We start from the raw sequence: 19,178 nt of genomic DNA on the forward strand, positions 1-19,178 counted from the left end.
AAAGTAGAGAGGCATACGGGCATCTCCGCTGGAACGCCCTGTCTGTGCTTCTCTCGTGACCTGCACCATTATTTAGGCAATAATAACACTCAACATCACTCTGGATGAGAGATGTGGAGGGCAGAAATGGTCCCGGTTTATCTACGGAAAAACAGGCGCATCTTCTGCCGTTTTGCAGCTCTTTTGTGTGTGTGGATGTCCCTCGCGGCTTCTGGCCAGACACCTGCCGCATCACCGCAGGCTGCTTCCGCACCTCCGGCACATTACATCCTGGAGGAATATCGCCTCGCCCCCGGCGATGAACTTTCCATCAACTTTCCCAACAATGCCGAACTGAATCACGTAGGCCCTGTCGGTCCGGATGGCCGTGTTCCCATTCCGCTCCTGGGCAATGTTCTGCTGGCAGGCGATACGTCCACACAGGCCGCTTCTGTTATTGCTAACGCGCTGCGCGACGCAGGGATTGCCGCTAACGCTGTTCCGGATATCACTATCGTTCGTTATGGCACGACGGTCTATGTGGGAGGCCAGGTGAAGTCACCCGGCGCCATCCAACTGGCATCGGGTATGGATGTTTTGCAGGCCATCATCGCCGCCGGCGGCATGATGGACACGGCTCGTACGGGGCAGGTGGCTATCATTCGCCGCACATCGGACAATCACGCGAATGTTTTCTATGTCAGCGTGAAGGACTACACCAAGGGGCGTCCTAATGCCGCCATCGCCACGCTGGAACCGCGCGATGTGGTGTTTGTCCCCCGTAGCAAGATCACGGAAGTGGACATGTGGGTCGACGAATACATCAATAAGACGATCCCCTTCAGCCGCAGCCTGGGCTACAGCTTTGGCAACTATCCCGTGACCACGGTGGCCAAGTGATCCAGCAGCAACGGGTGCCTGCGTTCGTTCTACAGCGCACGCAGAAGACATTCCATTTGCCCGTTGTCGCCATCGATTCACCGGATGAACTGCCCGTCCGCTGGCCGTATTTTCTGCTGTTGTTTACAGTGCTGCCGCTCTTCGGCGAAGTCTTCCACTATCTGAAAATCCTGCCGCCCATGTGGGCGCTGTCCAAGGCGTTCCCCATCCTTACGCTGCCGCTGTGCTTCTTCGCCATGAAAGATGGCCCTGCGCCGCGCGGCTCACGGCAGATTCTGCTCTCGCTGTTGTATTTGTTTCTCGTACCCAGCTTCACGGCGGTCTTCTCCTTCCAACAGAATTTCTTCCTTGGGCTCACCTCACAAGTGAAGCTGTTGCCTATCCTGTACTTCTTTTCCTTTACCGGGTTTCTGCGGCTGGTGAAGCCCACCTCCAGCGAAATTGCAAAGGGTTTTCTTTACTGGGGCTTGTTGCTCTTCACGTTATTGATCCTGTTATGGATTTTCGTGCCGCAGTCCGTGTATGAAGTGCTGCATAAAGCTGGGGACGCACCAATGTTCAGCCACGACAGCCGCGGCAACCGCATCCGTATGCCGTTTCTCTTCGGCACCATTGGTATCTTCTACTGCTTCCGCCGTTTCTTCGCAGAGAAGAAGGTGTGGTGGCTGCTGGCGACCATTGCGGGCTTTGCCGCGGTGATGGGACTGATTCGCATGCGCGCTGCTGTGTTGGGTCTATCGCTGGTGTTTGCGATGAACATGCTGCGCTTCTCCAAACCGAAGACGCGCATCCTCATTCTCGCTTTGTTACCCTTTGCTGCTGCTGCACTGCTGTCGGTGCCTTACGTTGCGTCCACTTTCGATACCGGCGCACAGGCTGGATTTGATATTCGCAATGGAACGATTGAAAAAGCCATCGCCTTTCTTGGTAGCGATCCCCTGCGATGGATGATCGGTGTCGGCTCTATTACTCCGCTGGATACCACTGGTTTCATCCGCTATTTCAATCATTCGTTTTTTCTTGCGGACATCACCTGGCTTGGCATCACGTTTGAATTCGGGCTCATCGGCGCGGTGCTTCTTCTGATGCTTCCCGTGCGTGGCCTATGGGAATCGCGCTACGTTCGCGCTTCGCGCCAGGGAGCCTTTCTCGGATCGTTGCAGGATTACCTCATCTACGCCATCCTCATCTCCACCGGTTATCCACTCACCATGGCGCCCGGCGAATTCGCTATGATCCTCGCCATTCTGGTGCATGAAAGCGCCCGTTATGGCGCGAACGACCCAAGGTTCCGATATCCATGAGAACTTTGCCGCTTATTCTCAGCGCTTCTCTGTGCACAACTTGCTATGGACAGCAGAATGCACCGCGCGTGACGAACATTACCGTGGATGCCAGCCGCAATCGCCATCCCATCAGTCCACTCATCTATGGCGTAAACTTCGGCACCACCAGGCAGCTTCAGCTTCTGCGCGCGCCGGTGAATCGACTCGGCGGCGCGGCAGCCGAGGTCTACGATTACCAATCCGGCGCGCGTAACGCGGGCAATAACTGGTTCTACGAAAGCTATCCCTCAAACAAGGCAGACATACTTGCGCAGTATGGCGAAGACTTTGTCGCACTCACGCAAGGTGCCGGTGCCGACAGTATGATCACCATCCCCATGATGGGGTGGGTGGCGAAGCTTGGTCCGAATCACGCACGTCTGTCCAGCTACTCCATTGCGAAATACGGCCTGCAGAAATCCACGGACGCACAGGGAATGACCGAAGCCGGCAACGGCATCCGGCTCGATGGCAGCATCATTCATAACGATTCCAACGATGCTATGCAGCCAGATACACCCGCGCGCGAAGCCACATGGGTGCGGTCGCTGTTGAAGAATCGCCGCACTGGTGAAACGCGCTACTACCTCTTGGGCAATGAGCCATCGCTCTGGCATGAAAATCGCCGCGATGTGCATCCCGAAGGCGTACATGCCTCGGAGCTATTGGCGAAAACATTGGCTCTCGCTGATGCGATTCACAGGGCCGATCCTGCTGCAAAGATTGTTGGCCCGGAAGAGTGGTCGCCCATTGGCACACTCAACAGTGGTTTCGATATTCAGCTTCAGTCCTCAAAGGGAACCGCTACTCCCGATCGTGTCCGCGAAACTGGCGGTATGGATTTGCTGCCGTGGCTGCTCCGCAAATGGAAGGGCGCAGGGCATCCGGTCGACATGGTGAGTGTGCATTACTATCCACAGAGTAATCAGTACAGCGACGACGTCAGTGAACCCATGCAACTTCTGCGCAATCGCTCCACGCGCGGTCTGTGGGACGCGAACTATCACGATGTTCCATGGATTCCTGTCAACACCGCACTGATCCCATCGCTGCGTGCTATGGTCGATCGCGATTACTTCCGCGGAACGCCCATTGCCATCACCGAATACAACTGGGGCGCGGACAAACACATGAACGGTGCCACCGCGCAGGCGGATGTTCTTGGCATCTTCGGACGCGAAGGCCTTTCGCTGGCAACGCGCTGGATCGCACCGCCGGATGGTTCACCGACCTTCTTCGCTATGCAGATGTATCGCAACTACGACGGCCGCAGCGGCAGCTTTGGCGATGTGAGCATTGCAGCATCCGCGCCCGACCCGGATACCATCAGCGCATTTGCCGCGGAACGCAATGCAGACCACGCTATTACAGTGATGGTCATCAATAAACAACTCCACGAAGCTGCAAATATTCATGTTTCACTGCGTAGTATGCCAGACTCCGGCACAGTGGAGACGCACACACTTTCGTTAGGCAAGTTATCGACTTCTTTGCCAACCGGGTACCGCAACGGCGTAATTTCATCCGTTCTTCCCGCGCAAAGCATTACTCTGTTCGTTGTGCATGGACATGGCAGCTGATACTCGCGAACCTTCCAACTCCTCTGCGTCACGCGCCGGTGCCCTTACCCGTACGCTGGCCACGGCAAGCACGCGCCTGTTGGATTTACCTACGCGCTACGGCCTGCATTTTCTCATCGCCTTGCGTCTTGGTATTGAGGATGTGGGCGCGTTCTACATTGTCTTCAGCGTCATGACCATGGCCTCAGGACTGGGGCGGCTGGGCGTGGACCGTGCGATGACGCGTGAAGTCGCTGCTGCGTTGGGGCGCGATCTTCCCAGCACCGCGCGTCGTATCGCATGGCGCGGCATGCGCCTCACGCTACTGAACTCCGCACTGATTACTCTGGCCTTGGTATTGCTCGCGAAACCGATCGCCTTATACCTCCTGCACAAACCAGCAATGGCGATTCCGCTGGCGATTGGTGCGATCTCCATCTTCCCGCAGAACATCGCCAATGCAGCAGCCGGTGTGCTGGCAGGTCTGGGCCGTGTGGCCACCAGCCAGATGATCTATCAGTGGTTGTGGCCGGCGATCTTCTGCGCCGGTGCACTCGTGTTTCATCTGGATGTCAATCGCACACTGCTGCTGATTGTGGCAGCCATGCTTTTGAATGCGGTCTTTGGCGTGGCGCTCATGTTGCGTGTGTTGCCAGTGCGACATGCGGAACATCAGGCGCTGGATGTGCCTTCACTGTCACGTCTCGGTGTGCAGTTATTCAGTGCGGAGCTTCTGCAACTTGCGATTTCTTCCGCTCCGCCTTTCATCCTTGGCATCGCGGCCTCCACGACAGAGGTTGCCCGCTACGCTGTGGTGTGGCGCATTGTGCTTCTGTTGAACCTGCTGGTTTCCGCAATGGCTGCTGTCGCTTCGCCGCAGTTTGCTGCTGCGTCTGCGCGTGGTGATCGTGCAACGCTGCGCCGCGTTGCGCAGCAGACGGTTGGTGTAACGGTTGTTCTCTCTGTGCTGCCCACGCTTTTCCTTGCGATCAATCCGGTGTTCTTCCTCAGCCGTTTCGGAGCGGGTTACGCACCAGCAGCTCCGGCCATGCGCATCCTTCTGCTTGGTCAGTTTTCTCTTATCCTGTGCGCGGGCGTTCCGGAACTGCTGGGTATGACGGGCCACGCCCGCACCCTGCTGAAGATCAATGCTGTTTCCATGACTGTTCTTCTACTGGGTTTGGGTGTGCTCACACCGCATTTCACGGATGCAGGAGCTGCGGCAGGAACGGCGCTTGCCATGCTGGTGAATGCCATTGGAGTCAGCTTTGCCGCGAAGCATGACCTGGGTCTTATGCCTCTTTGGAATGTTCTTCAGGATGGTCGTTTACAGCTTCGTCAACGACTTAGCCCAGCCACTCCTGAAGACGCACCGATTGATGAAGATATCACCGACACCAGCAATGTCTAACAGCGATTCCGCTTTGGGAACGCAATATCTTCGACGCGTTGTTTTCTATTGAAATCGCAGGAAAATGCATGTTTCCGGTGCTATACTTCGGCTATTCCCGCTAAAGGTCAGCGATTCCTGAATGTCGGCAGAAACACCATTGTCAGTAAGGAATCTGCCGTATCAGCCAGGCACCATCGACGAAGTCGCGATGCGTGTGGTGCAGCATGCAGAGGCAAAGGGACCCACACATCTTGTCATCGCGATTAACGGACAGGTCTTTGTGCTCGCCCATCAGCAGCCTCGCTTTGCCGATGTGATTCGTCGCGCAGAGGAAGTTGTTCTCGACGGCATCTCCGTTTTTCTGGCCACGCGCGCACTGCGTGATTCTCATGCACATCGAGTGCAGGGCGTGGAGCTGGTCACACGTATCTGCGAATGCGCAAATGCATACTCGCAGCGCGTGATGCTGCTGGGCGGTCGTCCCGGCGCGGGTGAGAAGATGAAGGAACTCCTCGCAGAGACATGCCCGAATCTGATCGTTGATGTGTATTGCCCACCATTTGGTTTTGAGCGCACGGAAGAAGGTTTGGAAGCTGTACGCGAGGCCATTCGCAACTTCGCCCCCGATATTCTCTTCGTTGCTTTCGGCGCGCCCAAGCAGGAGTTCTTCATGGACCAGCACATTCGTCTTATGAATGTGCCTGTTGCAATGGCCGTAGGTGGCAGCTTTGAGATGATCAGCGGCATGGTTCGCCGCGCTCCCGCATGGATGCAGATGATCGGCATGGAGTGGCTTTTCCGGACCATCCTGGAGCCGCGCCGCCTGCTCTGGCGTTACGTTTATACGAATACGGTCTTTATCTGGCTTTTCCTGTGCGAGCGGTTTTCGCGCGTGGAAACAAACGCATAAGTCGCACGCTCATTTTGTGCGTTGATCTTTTCGGAAAGGGATCATCGAACGCCATGCCCCTCTATCGCGCACGCGCCCCGCTTCGTCTCGGTCTTGCTGGCGGTGGCACAGACGTTTCTCCTTACTGTGATCTCTTCGGTGGAGCTGTTCTCAACGCCACCATCAGCCTCTTCGCACATACCACGCTACAGACGAACACGGACAACTGCATCCGGTTCATCGCGCAGGATCTGAACATTGTGGAAGAGTTTCCTGTGGACGCTCCTATTCCAGAGGACAACAAACTCTCACTGCATCGCGGTGTTTACAACCGCATGATTAGCGATTATCGCAATGGCAAACGCGAGCCGCTGACACTCATCACGCATTGTGATGCGCCTGCAGGCAGTGGTCTTGGATCGTCGTCCACCATGGTCGTCTCCATGTTGCGCGCATTTGATGAAGCATGGAGCCTCGCTCTCGGCGAATACGATCTTGCACAGCTTGCCTTCGCGATTGAGCGTATCGACATCGGCCTGCATGGTGGTCGGCAGGACCAGTACGCGGCAGCCTTCGGCGGATTCAACTTCATGGAGTTCCATGACACGACGCAGGTATTGGTCAACCCGCTGCGTGTGCGGTCGGACATCATCGCGGAACTCGAAGCATCATTGATTCTCTTCTACACCGGTAAATCGCGCTCTTCCGCGGCCATCATCGAAGAGGAATCGAAGAACGTCCGCGACAAGAACGAAGACGCTATGGACGCGATGCATCGTACGAAGCAGGAAGCCTTCCACATGAAAGCTGCTCTGCTTCGCGGTGAAGTACACGTTATGGGCGACATCATGAAGGAGGCGTGGCGGCAAAAGAAGCGTCTCGCATCCAGTATTTCCAACGCCACCATTGACGCGCTCTACGACACGGCACTCCGCGAAGGCGCATACTGCGGCAAGGTCTCCGGTGCAGGTGGCGGCGGTTTCATGATGTTCCTCGTCGATCCTGCGCGGCGACTACGTGTGGAAGCTGCATTGAACGTAACCGAAGCGGGCCGCACCGTGGCGTGTAGCTTCATGGGCGAAGGCGCTACGGCATGGCGCGCACGATAACAGAACGGAGCGACGCCTGATGGAAGCCATTATCCTTGCCGGGGGGAAGGGAACGCGCCTTGCTGGCGTTGTTCCCAATCTGCCTAAGCCCATGGCACCCATCGCCGGGAAACCGTTTCTTTGGTATCTTCTGCAATCGCTGCAGCAACAGGGATTCACTCGCGTCATTCTCTCAATCGGCCACCTCGCCGCAGAGATTCGCAATGGCTTCGCACATCGGGATGGCCCGCTGGAAGTTATCTTCTGCGAAGAAAACGAACCGCTTGGGACCGGCGGAGCGATTCGTGCTGCAATGCGCATGGCACAGGGTGAATCCGTCTTCGTTCTCAACGGTGACACCTTCGCCACTGTGGATTACGCTGCGATGCAGCAACAACATGTTGCTACGGCGAGCACACTTAGTCTTGCATTGATGCCGGTTCCTGACACCACACGTTATGGCGCAGTTCAGGTGGACGGAACACACGTGATGGGCTTTTCAGAGAAGGGGCGTTCCGGTCCGGGTTACATTAACGCAGGCGTTTATCTTATGCAACGCAATCTGCTGGAAACTCTCCAGCTGCCAGAACGGTTTTCCTTTGAAGAGCAGGTACTCATGCAGTATCTTCGCGACCTGCGTCCCACTGCATTTCTTGCCAGCGGATACTTCATCGACATTGGAATCCCGGAAGACTACGCACGTGCACAGGAAGAGCTCCCTCGCCAGATGTTCTTCAAGGAATAAATAGCCAGCAACCCAGGTCACTTTGGCCGTTTGGACTGGCAGCGAATGTCACGCGTGAAGCGTAATGCGCCATCGATCTCTGCTCTTCCCTATGCAATGACAGCATCATCCTCCATCCGACATAATGGATGCTATGTCTGATGGCACACAGCGCCAGTCCAATGCGGACCGCGTCAAGCACGAATTATTGAGCCGCATCATGGATGGCCGCATGGCTCCCGGCCAGCGCATCGTGGAACTCCAGATCGCGAATGAAATGAAGACCAGCCAGGGACCCGTGCGCGAGGCACTGCGCGAACTGGAGGCGATGGATCTCATCATCACGGAACCTTACAAGGGGACGCGCGTTCGCGAGATCACGCCCAAGCAGGTAGAGGATGCCTATGACGTTCGTGCAGCACTGGAGCGGCTCGCCGCGGTTTCTGCTGCAAAATACTTCAAGGGCAATGTTGTGACATTGCGTAAACAGGCGAGCGCGGTAGAATCGGCGGCACGGCAGAAGAACCAAAGTGCCTACGGCCATCATGATGTGCAGTTCCATCGCATGATCGTTGCTGCTGCAAACAACCGCGCGTTGTTACGAAGCTGGGAAGCACTGGCGTATGAAGTGCGCATTGCCACGCGTCTCGGCAAAACACATGTTGATTTACTGGAAGCGCAGGCCATTCACTGGCAGGTTATTGAAGCCCTGGAAAAAGGCAACGGTGCCGCTGCCGGTCGCATGTTGGCAGCCAATGTTGTTACAGCTTTCCACCCTCACGATTCCCCTTAAGGACTTTGCACTATGAAATTAGGTCTTCTCACAGCAGTGTTCGGCCAACTGAACTTCGACCAGCTTCTGGAAGAGTTGAAGAAGTATCCGCAATTACAGGCTCTTGAATTTGGCACAGGTAACTTCCCGGGCGATAGCCATGTTGGTCTTGACGATCTTCTTGCCTCACCGCAGCGTGCCAAGGATTTCCGCCGCCGCGTGGAAGATACCGGCCGCATCATCAGCGCGCTCTCCTGTCATGGCAATCCCATCCATCCTGACCCCGCGGTTGCTGCGCGAGAAGATAAGATAATTCGCAAAACTATCCAGCTTGCGCAACTGCTGGAAGTGCCCGTGGTGAACACCTTCAGCGGCTGCCCCGGCGCGGGCCCGCAGGACAAGATTCCGAACTGGATCACAACCCCCTGGCCGCCGGAATATTCTGATGCTCTGGACTGGCAGTGGAACGAACGCGTGATTCCTTACTGGAAAGAAACAGCCACCTTCGCTGCGGACCACGGCATTCGGGTCGCGCTGGAAGCGCATCCTGGCTTCGTGGTGTACAACCCCGAGACGGCACTGCGACTGCGTGAAGCTGCGGGCAAGAGCATCGGCGTGAACTTCGACCCGAGCCATTTCTGGTGGCAGGGAATCGACATTCCCACAGCCATCGCAGACCTTGGCGAGGCCATCTTCCACTTCCATGCAAAAGATGTCTTCATCTCTCCGAACAACCGCGCCAAGAACGGCGTGCTGGACACGAAGAGCTATCGCCACATGCCGCAGCGTTCGTGGCTCTTTCGTTCCGTCGGCTGGGGGCACGGCGAACTCGAATGGAAATCCATCGCTTCCGCTCTGCGGCTTGCAGGCTACGACTACGTTCTCTCCATTGAGCATGAGGACGCGCTTGCCAGCATCCACGAAGGCTTAAGCTCTGCCATCAACATGCTTACACGCGTCCTGCTGACCGAACCGCAGGTGGAGCCGTGGTGGACGTAGGGGAACCGGTTGCATGAAATGCAAACAGAAAGGGGATGCGAAGAACTCGCATCCCCTTTCTACTGTTGTTGTGATCGTTTAGATAGTGCCTTCTGCTACAGCCGTGCCTGTTGTGGCTTCCACCACCAGTGGCGTGGTGCTCAGCGTGGAATCCGCGTCGTCTTCGTTGTCCTTGAAGATGGCGGTGAACAACACCAGAACCACCAGAGACAGGCCTGCCGCCACGATCCAGATGGCGTGCCAGTTGTGCGCTGTGGTGCCATCGGCCAGTGTGGTGGCATACTTGTCCACCACCACACCGCTGAGCCATGCGCCCACCAGCATGCCCACACCATAGGTGATCAGCGTGATCAGGCCCTGTGCGGCGCTGCGGTAGGCCAGCGGAGCCTTACGATCGGTGTAGATCTGGCCTGTGACGAAGAAAAAGTCATAGCAGATGCCGTGCAGCAAAATGCCAAGCCATAACATCCACACGCCCGAGCCGGGGTTGCCATAAGAGAAGGCAACGTAGCGAAGCACCCATGCCAGCATGCCGCTGACCAGCATCCACTTCACGCCCAGGCGGCGGAAGAACCATGGGATGAGCAACATGCAGCCAAGTTCGCTCATCTGGCCACCGGTCATGATGCCGGCTGCGTTGTGCACCTGCAGCTGGTTCAGGAAAGGGTTGGTGAAGGCATAGTAGAACTGCAGCGGAATGCAGATGAGGAATGACGCAATCGCGAAGATCAGGAAGCTCTTATCGCGGAACATGCGGCGCACTTCCACCGGGAATAGATTGCCCACGGAGAAGGGTTCCGTAGCCTGCGGTGGTGTGGACGGCAACGTCAACGAATAGAAGGCCATGACCACGGAGGCAATCGCGGAGATGCGCAGTGGCAGGGCAGTAGCGTCGGCGTGGAAGTAGCTGATCAGCAGGCCAGCACAGATCCAGCCAATGGTGCCCAGCACACGGATGGGTGCGAACTCCGTCTTGGGGTTATTGATGTGGCGGAAGGCAACCGTATTTGCCAACCCCAGCGTGGGCATGAAGAGTACCGCGTAAGTCAGGATGATGCCGTATAGCGGACCGTAGTGTGTCTGGTTCGACGCCAGATATAGCAGCACGGCGCCAATGAGATGCAGCAGTGCCAGCATGTACTGCGCGGGCATCAGGTTATCGGCAACCCATCCTGCAAGAAACGGCGAGACAAGCGCGCCAATGGCGGTGCTACCTACAATCCACCCGGTTTGCACACCGGAGAAGTGCAGCGTCTGGCTCACCCAGGTGCTGACGGTCACATACCATCCACCCCAGATGAAGAACTCCAGGAACATCATCGCTGCCAGTTTTACCTTGGTCATTCGGGCTTTATCTCCATGGAATGCGGCGATCACCGCAGAAAGATTCGCAATTTGGCGTGCCTCGTGAGCATAGCCTGTGGCTGGATGCAGAAGCAATGCGCGTCGCGCTTCCAGCGGTAAATTGCGTACCTGCCGCATAGGAACCTTGAGGCGTAAACTGCGTCTAACAACATAGGGCTTCGTGCGCCCGGGAGCTTCCTCCAATGAAATTGAAGAATCTGGTTCTCCTTACCACCCTTGCCGCCGTTCCGGTCGTGCCCGTGGTTGCGCAGACCTCCGGTCAGCAGACGCCTACCTCTACCACGTCCTCTAATCCCGGCAATACGCCGCAGTCGAAGTCGCCCACCAACGGCGGACCTACCGGCGACGGCCCGGTGACGGCCTCGAAGGATGATCTGGAGAAGGCGCGCGCGGAAGCTGCGAAGAATAATAATCAGCCCATTCCGGAACCCGGCGACGAGCTGAAGAAGGACATCAAGAAGGGCTCTACGGAGGACGTCAACGCCACCGGTACGCGCGACATCGGTGGTCGCGGCCTGGGGAACTGGTTTTCAACGGACTGGGAAGTTCGCAACGGTAAGTCCTACGCGGTCGAAATCGAACGTTCCTCGCACCTCATCACAGATCCCGTCATTGTCGAATATGTGAACCGTGTTGGCCAGAACATCGTGAAGAACTCCGATGCCAAGGTGCCGTTCACCATCAAGGTTATCGATTCCGACGAGATCAACGCCATGGCTTTGCCCGGTGGTTTTTTCTACGTGAACAGCGGCCTCATCCTGGCCGCGGACAATGAAAGCGAACTCGCCGGTGTGATGGCGCACGAGATCGCGCATGTGTGTGCGCACCACGCAGCCCGCCAGATGACGCGTCTGGAGTACATGCAGCTTTCCACCGTGCCCCTGATCTTCATGGGCGGCTACACGGCATACGGCATCTACGAGGCATCGCAGCTGGCCATTCCGCTTGGCTTTCTGAAGTTCTCGCGTAACTTTGAGGCGGAAGCCGACTACCTCGGCATTCAATACGCCTATCGCTCCGGGTACGATCCTCAGGGCCTTATCACCATGTTTGAAAAGCTGGACGCGTTAGAGAAGCGCAAGCCTGGCGTTCTGGCACGCGCCTTCTCTGACCACCCGCAGACACCGGATCGCATTGATCGTTCTGAGCAGGAGATTGCCACTATCCTGCCCTCGCGTCCGGATTATCTGGTCACGTCGTCTGAATTCGACGACATCAAGGCACGGCTGGCTCGCATTCAGAACAAACGCAAGGTCGACGGTGGCAAGGACGGCAACAAACCCACGCTGCGCCGCACCACTGCCAGTAACAACGACCCGGCCAGCACGCAGGACAGCGGCAATAGCAATGACAACCGCCCGGTGCTCAACCGCCGCGATTAACCTCTCTTCCGTGACTCGAAAAGGCCCGCAACCAGCGGGCCTTTCGTATGCGGTAAAGAAGCAGAATGATATTCTTGTTGAGGAAACGCAAAATCTAACCTATCGATTTTCGATCCGGACGAGACGCGCCGTACCCGGTAAGGACAAGACGACGCAGCGGAGCGTCTCTTCATGTCGAACCCCTGGGTTCTTATCTTTGTCGCGGGTCTTCTTGAAACCACATGGGCCGTTGGCCTGAAATACACACATGGTTTCACTCGCCTGTTTCCCAGCATCTTTACTCTCATCGCTCTCGCAGGCAGCATGTATCTGCTGGCCCGTGCAGCGCAGACGCTTCCTATTGGTACTGCATACGCTGTGTGGGTAGGCATCGGCGCTGTGGGAGCAACCATCCTCGGCATTGCACTTTTCGATGAGCCGGCAACAGCTCCGCGCCTGCTCTTCCTCACGATGTTGATCGGTTCCATCCTTGGCCTGAAGTACACGTCGCACTAAAGGTTTCTTCACTTGCGTTTCTTCTGAACGGAAAGCAGGACCGTTGCACAGATGCGGTCCTGCTTCTGCTTTGCGCTTGTTTGCGTGGAGCAATACCGCGTTGCCGATCTACAATCAACCGCAATGCGTATTCGAACCCTTCTTGCCACGCTTCTTTTCGCGGCCACAGCCACGGCGCAGTCCACTTTTACGAATCCGGTGCTCGATCACGGTCCTGATCCGTGGGTGATTCGTTACAAGGGTTCGTATTTCTACATGAACACCACCGGCAAAGACCTGCAGATTCGCAAGACCACGGACATGGCTGTTCTGGATAAGGCTGCGCCGGTCATCGTGTGGACACCCGAACCAGGTCACGAATGGTCAAAGGAACTATGGGCGCCGGAACTGCATCGCTGGGGCAATAAGTGGTACATCTACTTCGCCGCGGACGCTGGCAAGAATGAAGATCATCGCATCTATGTCGTCGAGAATCCGTCGGACGATCCCACGCAGGGCACATGGATACTGAAGGGGAAGGTTGCCGATAGCACGGACAAGTGGGCCATTGACGCATCTGTCTTTGAGCATCGCGGTCAGCATTACATCATCTGGTCGGGCTGGCAGGGCGATCACGACGGCGAACAGGATATCTTCATCGCGCATATGAGTAACCCGTGGACCATCGACAGTCCACGCACACTCATTGGCAAGCCAACATATGAGTGGGAGTTGCACGGCGATCTGCCGGGACGCCACGTCAACGTGAATGAAGGCCCGGAGTTCCTGCCGCATGGTGATAAGGTTTTCGTCACCTTCTCCGCGAACGGCTGCTGGACAGACTTCTATTCGCTGGGCGAACTGGAAGTGAAGGCAAACGCGAACCTGCTCGACGCAAAGAGCTGGACGAAGATCGATCATCCGTTCTTCACCACCGAACCATCAGCACACGCTTACAGCCCCGGCCACAATGGATTTTTCACTGCGCCCAACGGTCAAAACTGGATCATCTATCACGCCAATCCAGAGGCAGGACAGGGCTGCGGCAATCACCGCTCGCCCCGCATCCAGCCATTTACCTGGAACGCGGATGGTACGCCGAATTTCGGCAAGCCAGTGCCCATTAACCAGCCCATGCCTTCCCCGAGGTGACAATCGGATGCACGTCAGTCTCACACGCCTGCGTATTCGCTCCCTGCGTTTTCTTCCCGGGTTCGTGGTGTATGCGCTGCGGTCGGAATCGCAGGTACGCAGCGCGGCAGGCTTTCGCAAAGGCTCGCTGCTGCCGGACCGCAAGCTTACTTTCTGGACTATGACCCTGTGGGACAGTCCAGAGAGCATGCGTGCGTATATGACCTCCGGAGCGCACAAGGCAGCCATGCCAAAGCTATTGCATTGGTGCGATCAGGCCTGCGTAACGCATTGGGAGACGGATGAAGATGAGTGCCCTCATGGGAGTATGCAGCCTCTCGCATGCGAAGCCAGGGACGTCCCTCTAAGGTGCTTCATCCGGCGTCCGGTCACGTTGACCTTACCTTTGATCCGCCGCGTCTGCGTCCGTTCAAACCCATCAAGCCGCGCTAAGCGAAAACCTTCGAACCAAACTGGAATCCAATCATCATGAGTGATCTTGTTCTTGTCACCGGCGGCACTGGCTTTGTCGGTATCCACTGCATCGTCGCGTTGTTACGCCAGGGCTATCGTGTTCGCACGACGGTACGTTCGCTTGATCGCAGTCATGAAATCAGCAATATGCTGGCGTGTGCAGGTCTGGGTGATAGCCATGTTGAATTCTGTACGACTGACCTTACTTCTGACACAGGTTGGCCCGAGGCCGTTGCAGGCTGCCGTTATGTACTCCACGTGGCTTCGCCGTTCTTCTTTGGCAAGGATGAGAAGACCATGGACCTGACCACACCCGCTCGCGAGGGCACACTTCGTGTTCTTCGCGCAGCACGCGATGCAGGTGTGGAGCGAGTCGTTCTAACCAGTTCCTTTGCCGCTATTGGCTATGGGCATCCGGATCGTTCCACATCTTTTACGGAAGAAGACTGGACCAACGTAGACGGCGATGACGTGAGTCCATACATCCGCAGCAAAGCCATTGCCGAACGTGCCGCATGGGACTTCCTTGCGCGCGAAGGTGGCAATCTTCAACTTGCATCGGTTAACCCGGTTGGCATCTTCGGTCCTGCACTTGGTCCAAAGCTCTCGACGTCGGTGCAGATTCTTCAACGCATGTTGAAAGGCGAATTTCCCGGTGTTCCCCGCATCGCGTTTGGTGCCGTCGATGTTCGCGATGTCGCTGACCTCGAACTCCTTGCCATGACACATCCTGAGGCCAATGGCCAACGCTTTCTCGCTATCAGCGGTAACGCTGTCCCGTTTATCGAATACGCAAATATCCTGCGCCAACACCTTGGTGCACGTGGTGCAAAGCTGCCCAAACGCGAAGTGTCGGATTGGATGATCCGTGCCTTCGCGGTCATCAGGCCAGAGGCAAAAGACCTGGTCCCGCAGCTTGGCAAACGTCGTCAGACAACGTCTGCGAAAGCGCAGCAACTCCTCGGCTGGCAACCGCGTTCTGTTGAAGAAGCCCTCAACTCCAGCGCCGACAGCCTCTTTGATCTCGGTCTCGTGTAAGCAAGAAAACCAGCGAAGCTTACACGAACGAAGTTCGTCATCCTGAGCGAAGCCGAAGGACCTGCTCTCCTTTGTGCTTTGTGCAATGCCAAAGGAAGAGCGGAAAACGATCTGCGCTAAGCTGGAAGCGCCATGCGAATCTTTGCCGGACTTGTCGCAATCCTTTGCCTCGCACTTCCCATCGCGGCACAGCAGAAACTCGCTTTCGACATCACCTCCGTGCGCGAGAACAAATCCGGCATCGGTCCCGGGAGCAAAGAACCGAATACCAATGTCCCACTCGGCCCCGGCAATGTTTACTCGCCTACCGGTGGCCAGCTTAATCTGCGCAATATTGAATTTCTTCAGATCATCTCCTTCGCGTGGAAACTGACGCTGCCGCAGCGCGATGCTTTCCGCGATATGGCCCCACCATGGGCACGCGAAGCGCGTTTCGACATTCAGGCGCGCACCGACAAGTCCGATGTCACCAAGGACGAACTTCGTCTCATGATGCGTTCCTTGCTTGAGGAACGCTTCGGCCTCGTCGTCCATTACGAGACCCGCACTGCATCCGTGTATTCGCTCCAACTCCTCAAGCCAGATACCTTTGGCCCGCACTTCCGCAAACACACCGGCACGTGTTCCACCGACTTCAAGGGCAAGACGACCGACGATGCGGATGCCGAAGGTTATCCCCAGGTGTGCGGCGGTCTCTTGATGCTTGCGGGCAGCAACAGCACGCACTTCCGCATCGGTGCACGTGATATGCCCATCACCGTCTTTGCCACTTCATTGACCGGTTGGGGCGACCTCGGTCGCCCTGTCGTGAACGACACTGGCATTACCGGCAACATCGACTTCATCCTCGACTTCATCCCTCCCTACGCGCAGGCAGCCGCTGGAGCAGACGTGGAAGGGCAGGGCTTTCAGGAAGCACTGCACAAGCAACTGGGAGTGAAACTGGAGCCGCAGAAACAGCCGGTGCCGGTTCTCGTACTCGACCACATCGATCATCTTTCAGAGAATTAAGACAGCGCGGTTATCATGCTGCCGTGCTCATTCGGACAGCTTTTCTCGCAGCAGGATTAATCGCCGCCACATCTCCCGCGCTTTCGCAGACCACGCTCAAAGCCATCTCAACAGATGCATCGCTGGTCACTGGCGGCGACGTTCTTGTGGAGTTGCACACGCTTGCGTCCAAGCCGTCCGTCACGCTTAACGGCACAGACGTCAGTCGCGCTTTCCACGCAGAAGGGCACAGTGATTATCTCGCGCTCGTCACCGGTCTGCGCAACGGAGCGAACACGCTGCGCAGCGGAACCGTATTGCTCACGCTGACGAACTACCCCATCGAAGGCCCTGTTTTCTCCGGCCCGCGCATGGCACCCTTCATCTGTCAGACCAACGATTTCAAACTTCCTGACGGAACAGCGCTGGGGAAACCGCTGGATGAAAACTGCTCCGTTCGCACAGTGGTTCAGTACGTGTATCTGCCGAAGAACTCTTTGCAATTCAAACCGCTGAAAGACCTCACCAAGGTCCCGCGCGACGTCGCCATCACCACTACGGCTTCCGGCAACACCGTCAACTTCATCGTCCGCGTGGAAACCGGAACCATGGATCGCGGCATCTACCAGAACGCTGTTCTCCACGATCCCACCAGCGAACCGCAACCCACGCCGTTCGCCCCGCCGCGTGGATGGAACCACCATCTGGTCGCGTTGCAGGGTTCAGGCTGTCCGGGCGGATGGTATGTGCAGGGTACTGCGCTCGGTGTCTCCACGCTGGATCGCGAACGGCTCGCACAGGGCGACGCACTTTTCTCCAACACGCTCAACCACACCAGCAACTCCTGCAATGCCATCCTGGCCGGTGAAGCCACCGCTATGGGCAAAGAACATTTCATCGAAACCTTCGGCGTGCCCGACTGGACGATCTCCATCGGAGGTTCTGGCGGTGCGTATACGTCATTGCAAATCGCCGATGCCTTCCCCGGCCTGATTGACGGTGTGATGATCCGCGCGACTTTCCCAGATGCGCTGGCCATTGCGCTGGCCGGACTCGATGCGCATCTGCTGATGCATTATTTTCAGGCCACCGCGCCGCTTGCGCTCACCGGCATGCAGCAGGCAGCTATCGGTGGTTATCCCTCCGTTGACGCCATGATTGATGCGGCAAATCAAGCGCAACGCACCGACCCCGTCCCGCACCGCGACGACATCAAGGGCTATCTCTCTGCCATGTGGAAAGACGCGGTCCCGCGGCAACTCCGCTATGACCAGGATAAGAATCCCTCGGGCGCACGGCCTACTATCTTTGACTGGGCACGCAACGCCTACGGTGTCGATCCGCAGACGGGCTTCGCTCTCCGCCCGTTCGACAACACGGGCGTGCAATACGGTCTCAGCGCGCTGAATCGCGGTGTCATCACCACCACGCAGTTCCTCGATCTGAACGAAAAGATCGGCGGCGTCGACAACGATTCCAACTACATTCCCGCACGTACTGCAGGTAACCTCGATGCTATCCGCCGCACATACCAGTCCGGACTCATGCTTAGTGGCGGAGGCGGCCTCGCCTCCATTCCCATCGTCGACGATGGCACATCCAAAGAAACGGGCGGCTATCACTACGGTTGGTTTCATTTCGCTTTGCGCGATCGTGTCCGCCAGGCCAACGGTAGTTCGGCGAACATGGTCTTCTGGCGCAACATCGTGACTGACGCCGCATCGCAGGACCTGCTGAACCACTGGATCACGGCCTACAAATCCGATACTCGGCCCGGCACACAACGTGACAAAGTCCTTCGCAACAAGCCCTCTGGCGGCGTTGATGGATGCTTCACCGAGGGCCGTTTCACCCGCGACGAACTCGTCTTTCAGGACGCCACAAGTCCCTGCCAGCGCGACTATCCCGTCTACTCCAATGCGCGTCGTGAAGCCGGCGGCCCGCTCGCAGGCAACATCCTAAAATGCACGCTCAAACCCATTGACCCCGCTGATTACAAGACGTCGCTCAGTGTCGATGAGCTTGCGCGCCTGAAAACCATCTTTCCCAACGGCGTTTGCGATTGGTCCAAACCCGGTGTTAACCAGGTGCCGCTTATCCCCTGGCCATCTTTCGGCCCATCGCCCAGGAACCTCGTCTACCAGCCACCTGCCATCGAAAATTCAGCAAAAACGCTAAAATAAAGGGCAGGGAAATAACGAATTATGATGACCAACACCAATCCGCTCTACACCGACGAGCACGCAGCCGCCGGGACCAAAGAGCCCATGCCCGCTATCGAGACGTGGCAGAACCAGTTCCGCTCCTACGAGATACTCATCGACGACCCGGAGTTTACCAGCGTGTGTCCCCGCACCGGCCTGCCGGACTTCGGCCACATCATCATCCGCTACATGCCAAAGGACAAGTGCCTGGAACTGAAGAGCCTGAAAGAATATCTCTTCTGCTACCGCAACCTTGGCATCTTCCAGGAAAACATCTGCAACCGCATCCTTGACGACATGGTCACTGCCTGCGATCCCATCTGGGCCGAGGTCAAAGGTGACTTCCGCCCCCGTGGCGGTATCAGCACTGTGGTTACGGCGACCTATCCGCGCCCGCACGATCAAACCACACCGCCCAGGTAAGTCACTGACCGGTTGTGTCATGAAACGCGAAAACGGACCCACTTCAAACGGGTCCATTTTCTTTGGCAG

At 56.9% G+C, this 19,178-nt stretch carries 17 protein-coding genes and 1 riboswitch; of the genes, 16 read left to right on the forward strand and 1 reads right to left on the reverse strand.

All coding sequences use genetic code 11. From position 1 onward, the window contains the following. The first annotated feature begins 195 nt into the window (after nt 1–195). The 9 genes from AB6729_RS00570 to AB6729_RS00610 all read left to right on the forward strand — a co-directional run bounded on the left by AB6729_RS00570 (nt 196) and on the right by AB6729_RS00610 (nt 9,628). Nucleotides 196–879 carry a polysaccharide biosynthesis/export family protein gene (locus AB6729_RS00570; RefSeq protein ID WP_371081167.1) on the forward strand — a complete coding sequence of 228 codons (684 nt, stop codon included), beginning with the start codon at nt 196–198 and terminating at the stop codon, nt 877–879. Nucleotides 880–893: 14 nt separating this feature from the next. Then, on the forward strand, nt 894–2,183 hold the full coding sequence (locus AB6729_RS00575) for a hypothetical protein (RefSeq protein WP_371079616.1): 1,290 nt from the start codon (nt 894–896) through the stop codon (nt 2,181–2,183). 68 nt (nt 2,184–2,251) lie between these two features. Beyond that, a complete protein-coding gene (locus AB6729_RS00580; protein ID WP_371079617.1) occupies nt 2,252–3,784 on the forward strand; it encodes a glycoside hydrolase family 44 protein in 1,533 nt (510 codons plus the stop codon). Beyond that, on the forward strand, nt 3,774–5,174 hold the full coding sequence (locus AB6729_RS00585) for a lipopolysaccharide biosynthesis protein (RefSeq protein ID WP_371079618.1): 1,401 nt from the start codon (nt 3,774–3,776) through the stop codon (nt 5,172–5,174). The genes AB6729_RS00580 and AB6729_RS00585 overlap by 11 nt, the downstream gene beginning before the upstream one ends. Nucleotides 5,175–5,313: 139 nt before the next feature. Then, a complete protein-coding gene (locus tag AB6729_RS00590) occupies nt 5,314–6,066 on the forward strand; it encodes a WecB/TagA/CpsF family glycosyltransferase (protein WP_371079619.1) in 753 nt (250 codons plus the stop codon). Between the two features lie 53 nt (nt 6,067–6,119). Then, on the forward strand, nt 6,120–7,154 hold the full coding sequence (locus AB6729_RS00595; RefSeq protein WP_371079620.1) for a hypothetical protein: 1,035 nt from the start codon (nt 6,120–6,122) through the stop codon (nt 7,152–7,154). A gap of 19 nt (nt 7,155–7,173) precedes the next feature. Next, nucleotides 7,174–7,878: a nucleotidyltransferase family protein gene (locus AB6729_RS00600; RefSeq protein WP_371079621.1), complete on the forward strand. Its 705-nt coding sequence runs from the start codon at nt 7,174–7,176 to the stop codon at nt 7,876–7,878. 133 nt (nt 7,879–8,011) lie between these two features. After that, nucleotides 8,012–8,650: a GntR family transcriptional regulator gene (locus AB6729_RS00605; RefSeq protein WP_371079622.1), complete on the forward strand. Its 639-nt coding sequence runs from the start codon at nt 8,012–8,014 to the stop codon at nt 8,648–8,650. Nucleotides 8,651–8,662: 12 nt separating this feature from the next. Beyond that, nucleotides 8,663–9,628 (forward strand): sugar phosphate isomerase/epimerase family protein, encoded by a 966-nt coding sequence (locus AB6729_RS00610; RefSeq protein ID WP_371079623.1) that lies wholly within the window; start codon nt 8,663–8,665, stop codon nt 9,626–9,628. A gap of 78 nt (nt 9,629–9,706) precedes the next feature. Here the strand turns inward: AB6729_RS00610 and AB6729_RS00615 are convergent, their stop codons facing one another. Further along, nucleotides 9,707–10,972, reverse strand: a complete 1,266-nt coding sequence (locus AB6729_RS00615; RefSeq protein ID WP_371079624.1) for a nucleoside permease — start codon at nt 10,970–10,972, stop codon at nt 9,707–9,709. Between the two features lie 203 nt (nt 10,973–11,175). Here AB6729_RS00615 and AB6729_RS00620 point away from each other — a divergent pair, with 203 nt between their 5' ends. From AB6729_RS00620 to queF, 7 genes are all read left to right on the forward strand, one after another. Next, a complete protein-coding gene (locus AB6729_RS00620; protein WP_371079625.1) occupies nt 11,176–12,375 on the forward strand; it encodes a M48 family metallopeptidase in 1,200 nt (399 codons plus the stop codon). Nucleotides 12,376–12,471: 96 nt separating this feature from the next. Then, nucleotides 12,472–12,533: riboswitch (guanidine-III (ykkC-III) riboswitch) on the forward strand. A 13-nt stretch (nt 12,534–12,546) separates the two neighbouring features. After that, nucleotides 12,547–12,870 (forward strand): quaternary ammonium compound efflux SMR transporter SugE, encoded by a 324-nt coding sequence (gene sugE, locus AB6729_RS00625; protein ID WP_371079626.1) that lies wholly within the window; start codon nt 12,547–12,549, stop codon nt 12,868–12,870. A 123-nt stretch (nt 12,871–12,993) separates the two neighbouring features. Beyond that, nucleotides 12,994–14,001: a family 43 glycosylhydrolase gene (locus AB6729_RS00630; RefSeq protein ID WP_371079627.1), complete on the forward strand. Its 1,008-nt coding sequence runs from the start codon at nt 12,994–12,996 to the stop codon at nt 13,999–14,001. Nucleotides 14,002–14,469: 468 nt separating this feature from the next. Continuing rightward, the gene (locus AB6729_RS00635) at nt 14,470–15,492 is read left to right on the forward strand and encodes an SDR family oxidoreductase (RefSeq protein ID WP_371079628.1); all 1,023 of its coding nucleotides are present in this window, start codon (nt 14,470–14,472) and stop codon (nt 15,490–15,492) included. Nucleotides 15,493–15,624: 132 nt separating this feature from the next. Continuing rightward, nucleotides 15,625–16,503, forward strand: coding sequence for a TIGR03435 family protein (locus AB6729_RS00640; protein ID WP_371079629.1), 879 nt, complete (start codon nt 15,625–15,627; stop codon nt 16,501–16,503). Nucleotides 16,504–16,526: 23 nt separating this feature from the next. Further along, nucleotides 16,527–18,665, forward strand: a complete 2,139-nt coding sequence (locus AB6729_RS00645) for a DUF6351 family protein (protein WP_371079630.1) — start codon at nt 16,527–16,529, stop codon at nt 18,663–18,665. Nucleotides 18,666–18,686: 21 nt separating this feature from the next. Beyond that, a complete protein-coding gene (gene queF / locus AB6729_RS00650; RefSeq protein ID WP_371079631.1) occupies nt 18,687–19,109 on the forward strand; it encodes a preQ(1) synthase in 423 nt (140 codons plus the stop codon). Nucleotides 19,110–19,178: the final 69 nt, after the last annotated feature.

It is taken from the genome of Terriglobus sp. RCC_193 (assembly GCF_041355105.1).
Taxonomy (GTDB): Bacteria; Acidobacteriota; Terriglobia; order Terriglobales; family Acidobacteriaceae; genus Terriglobus.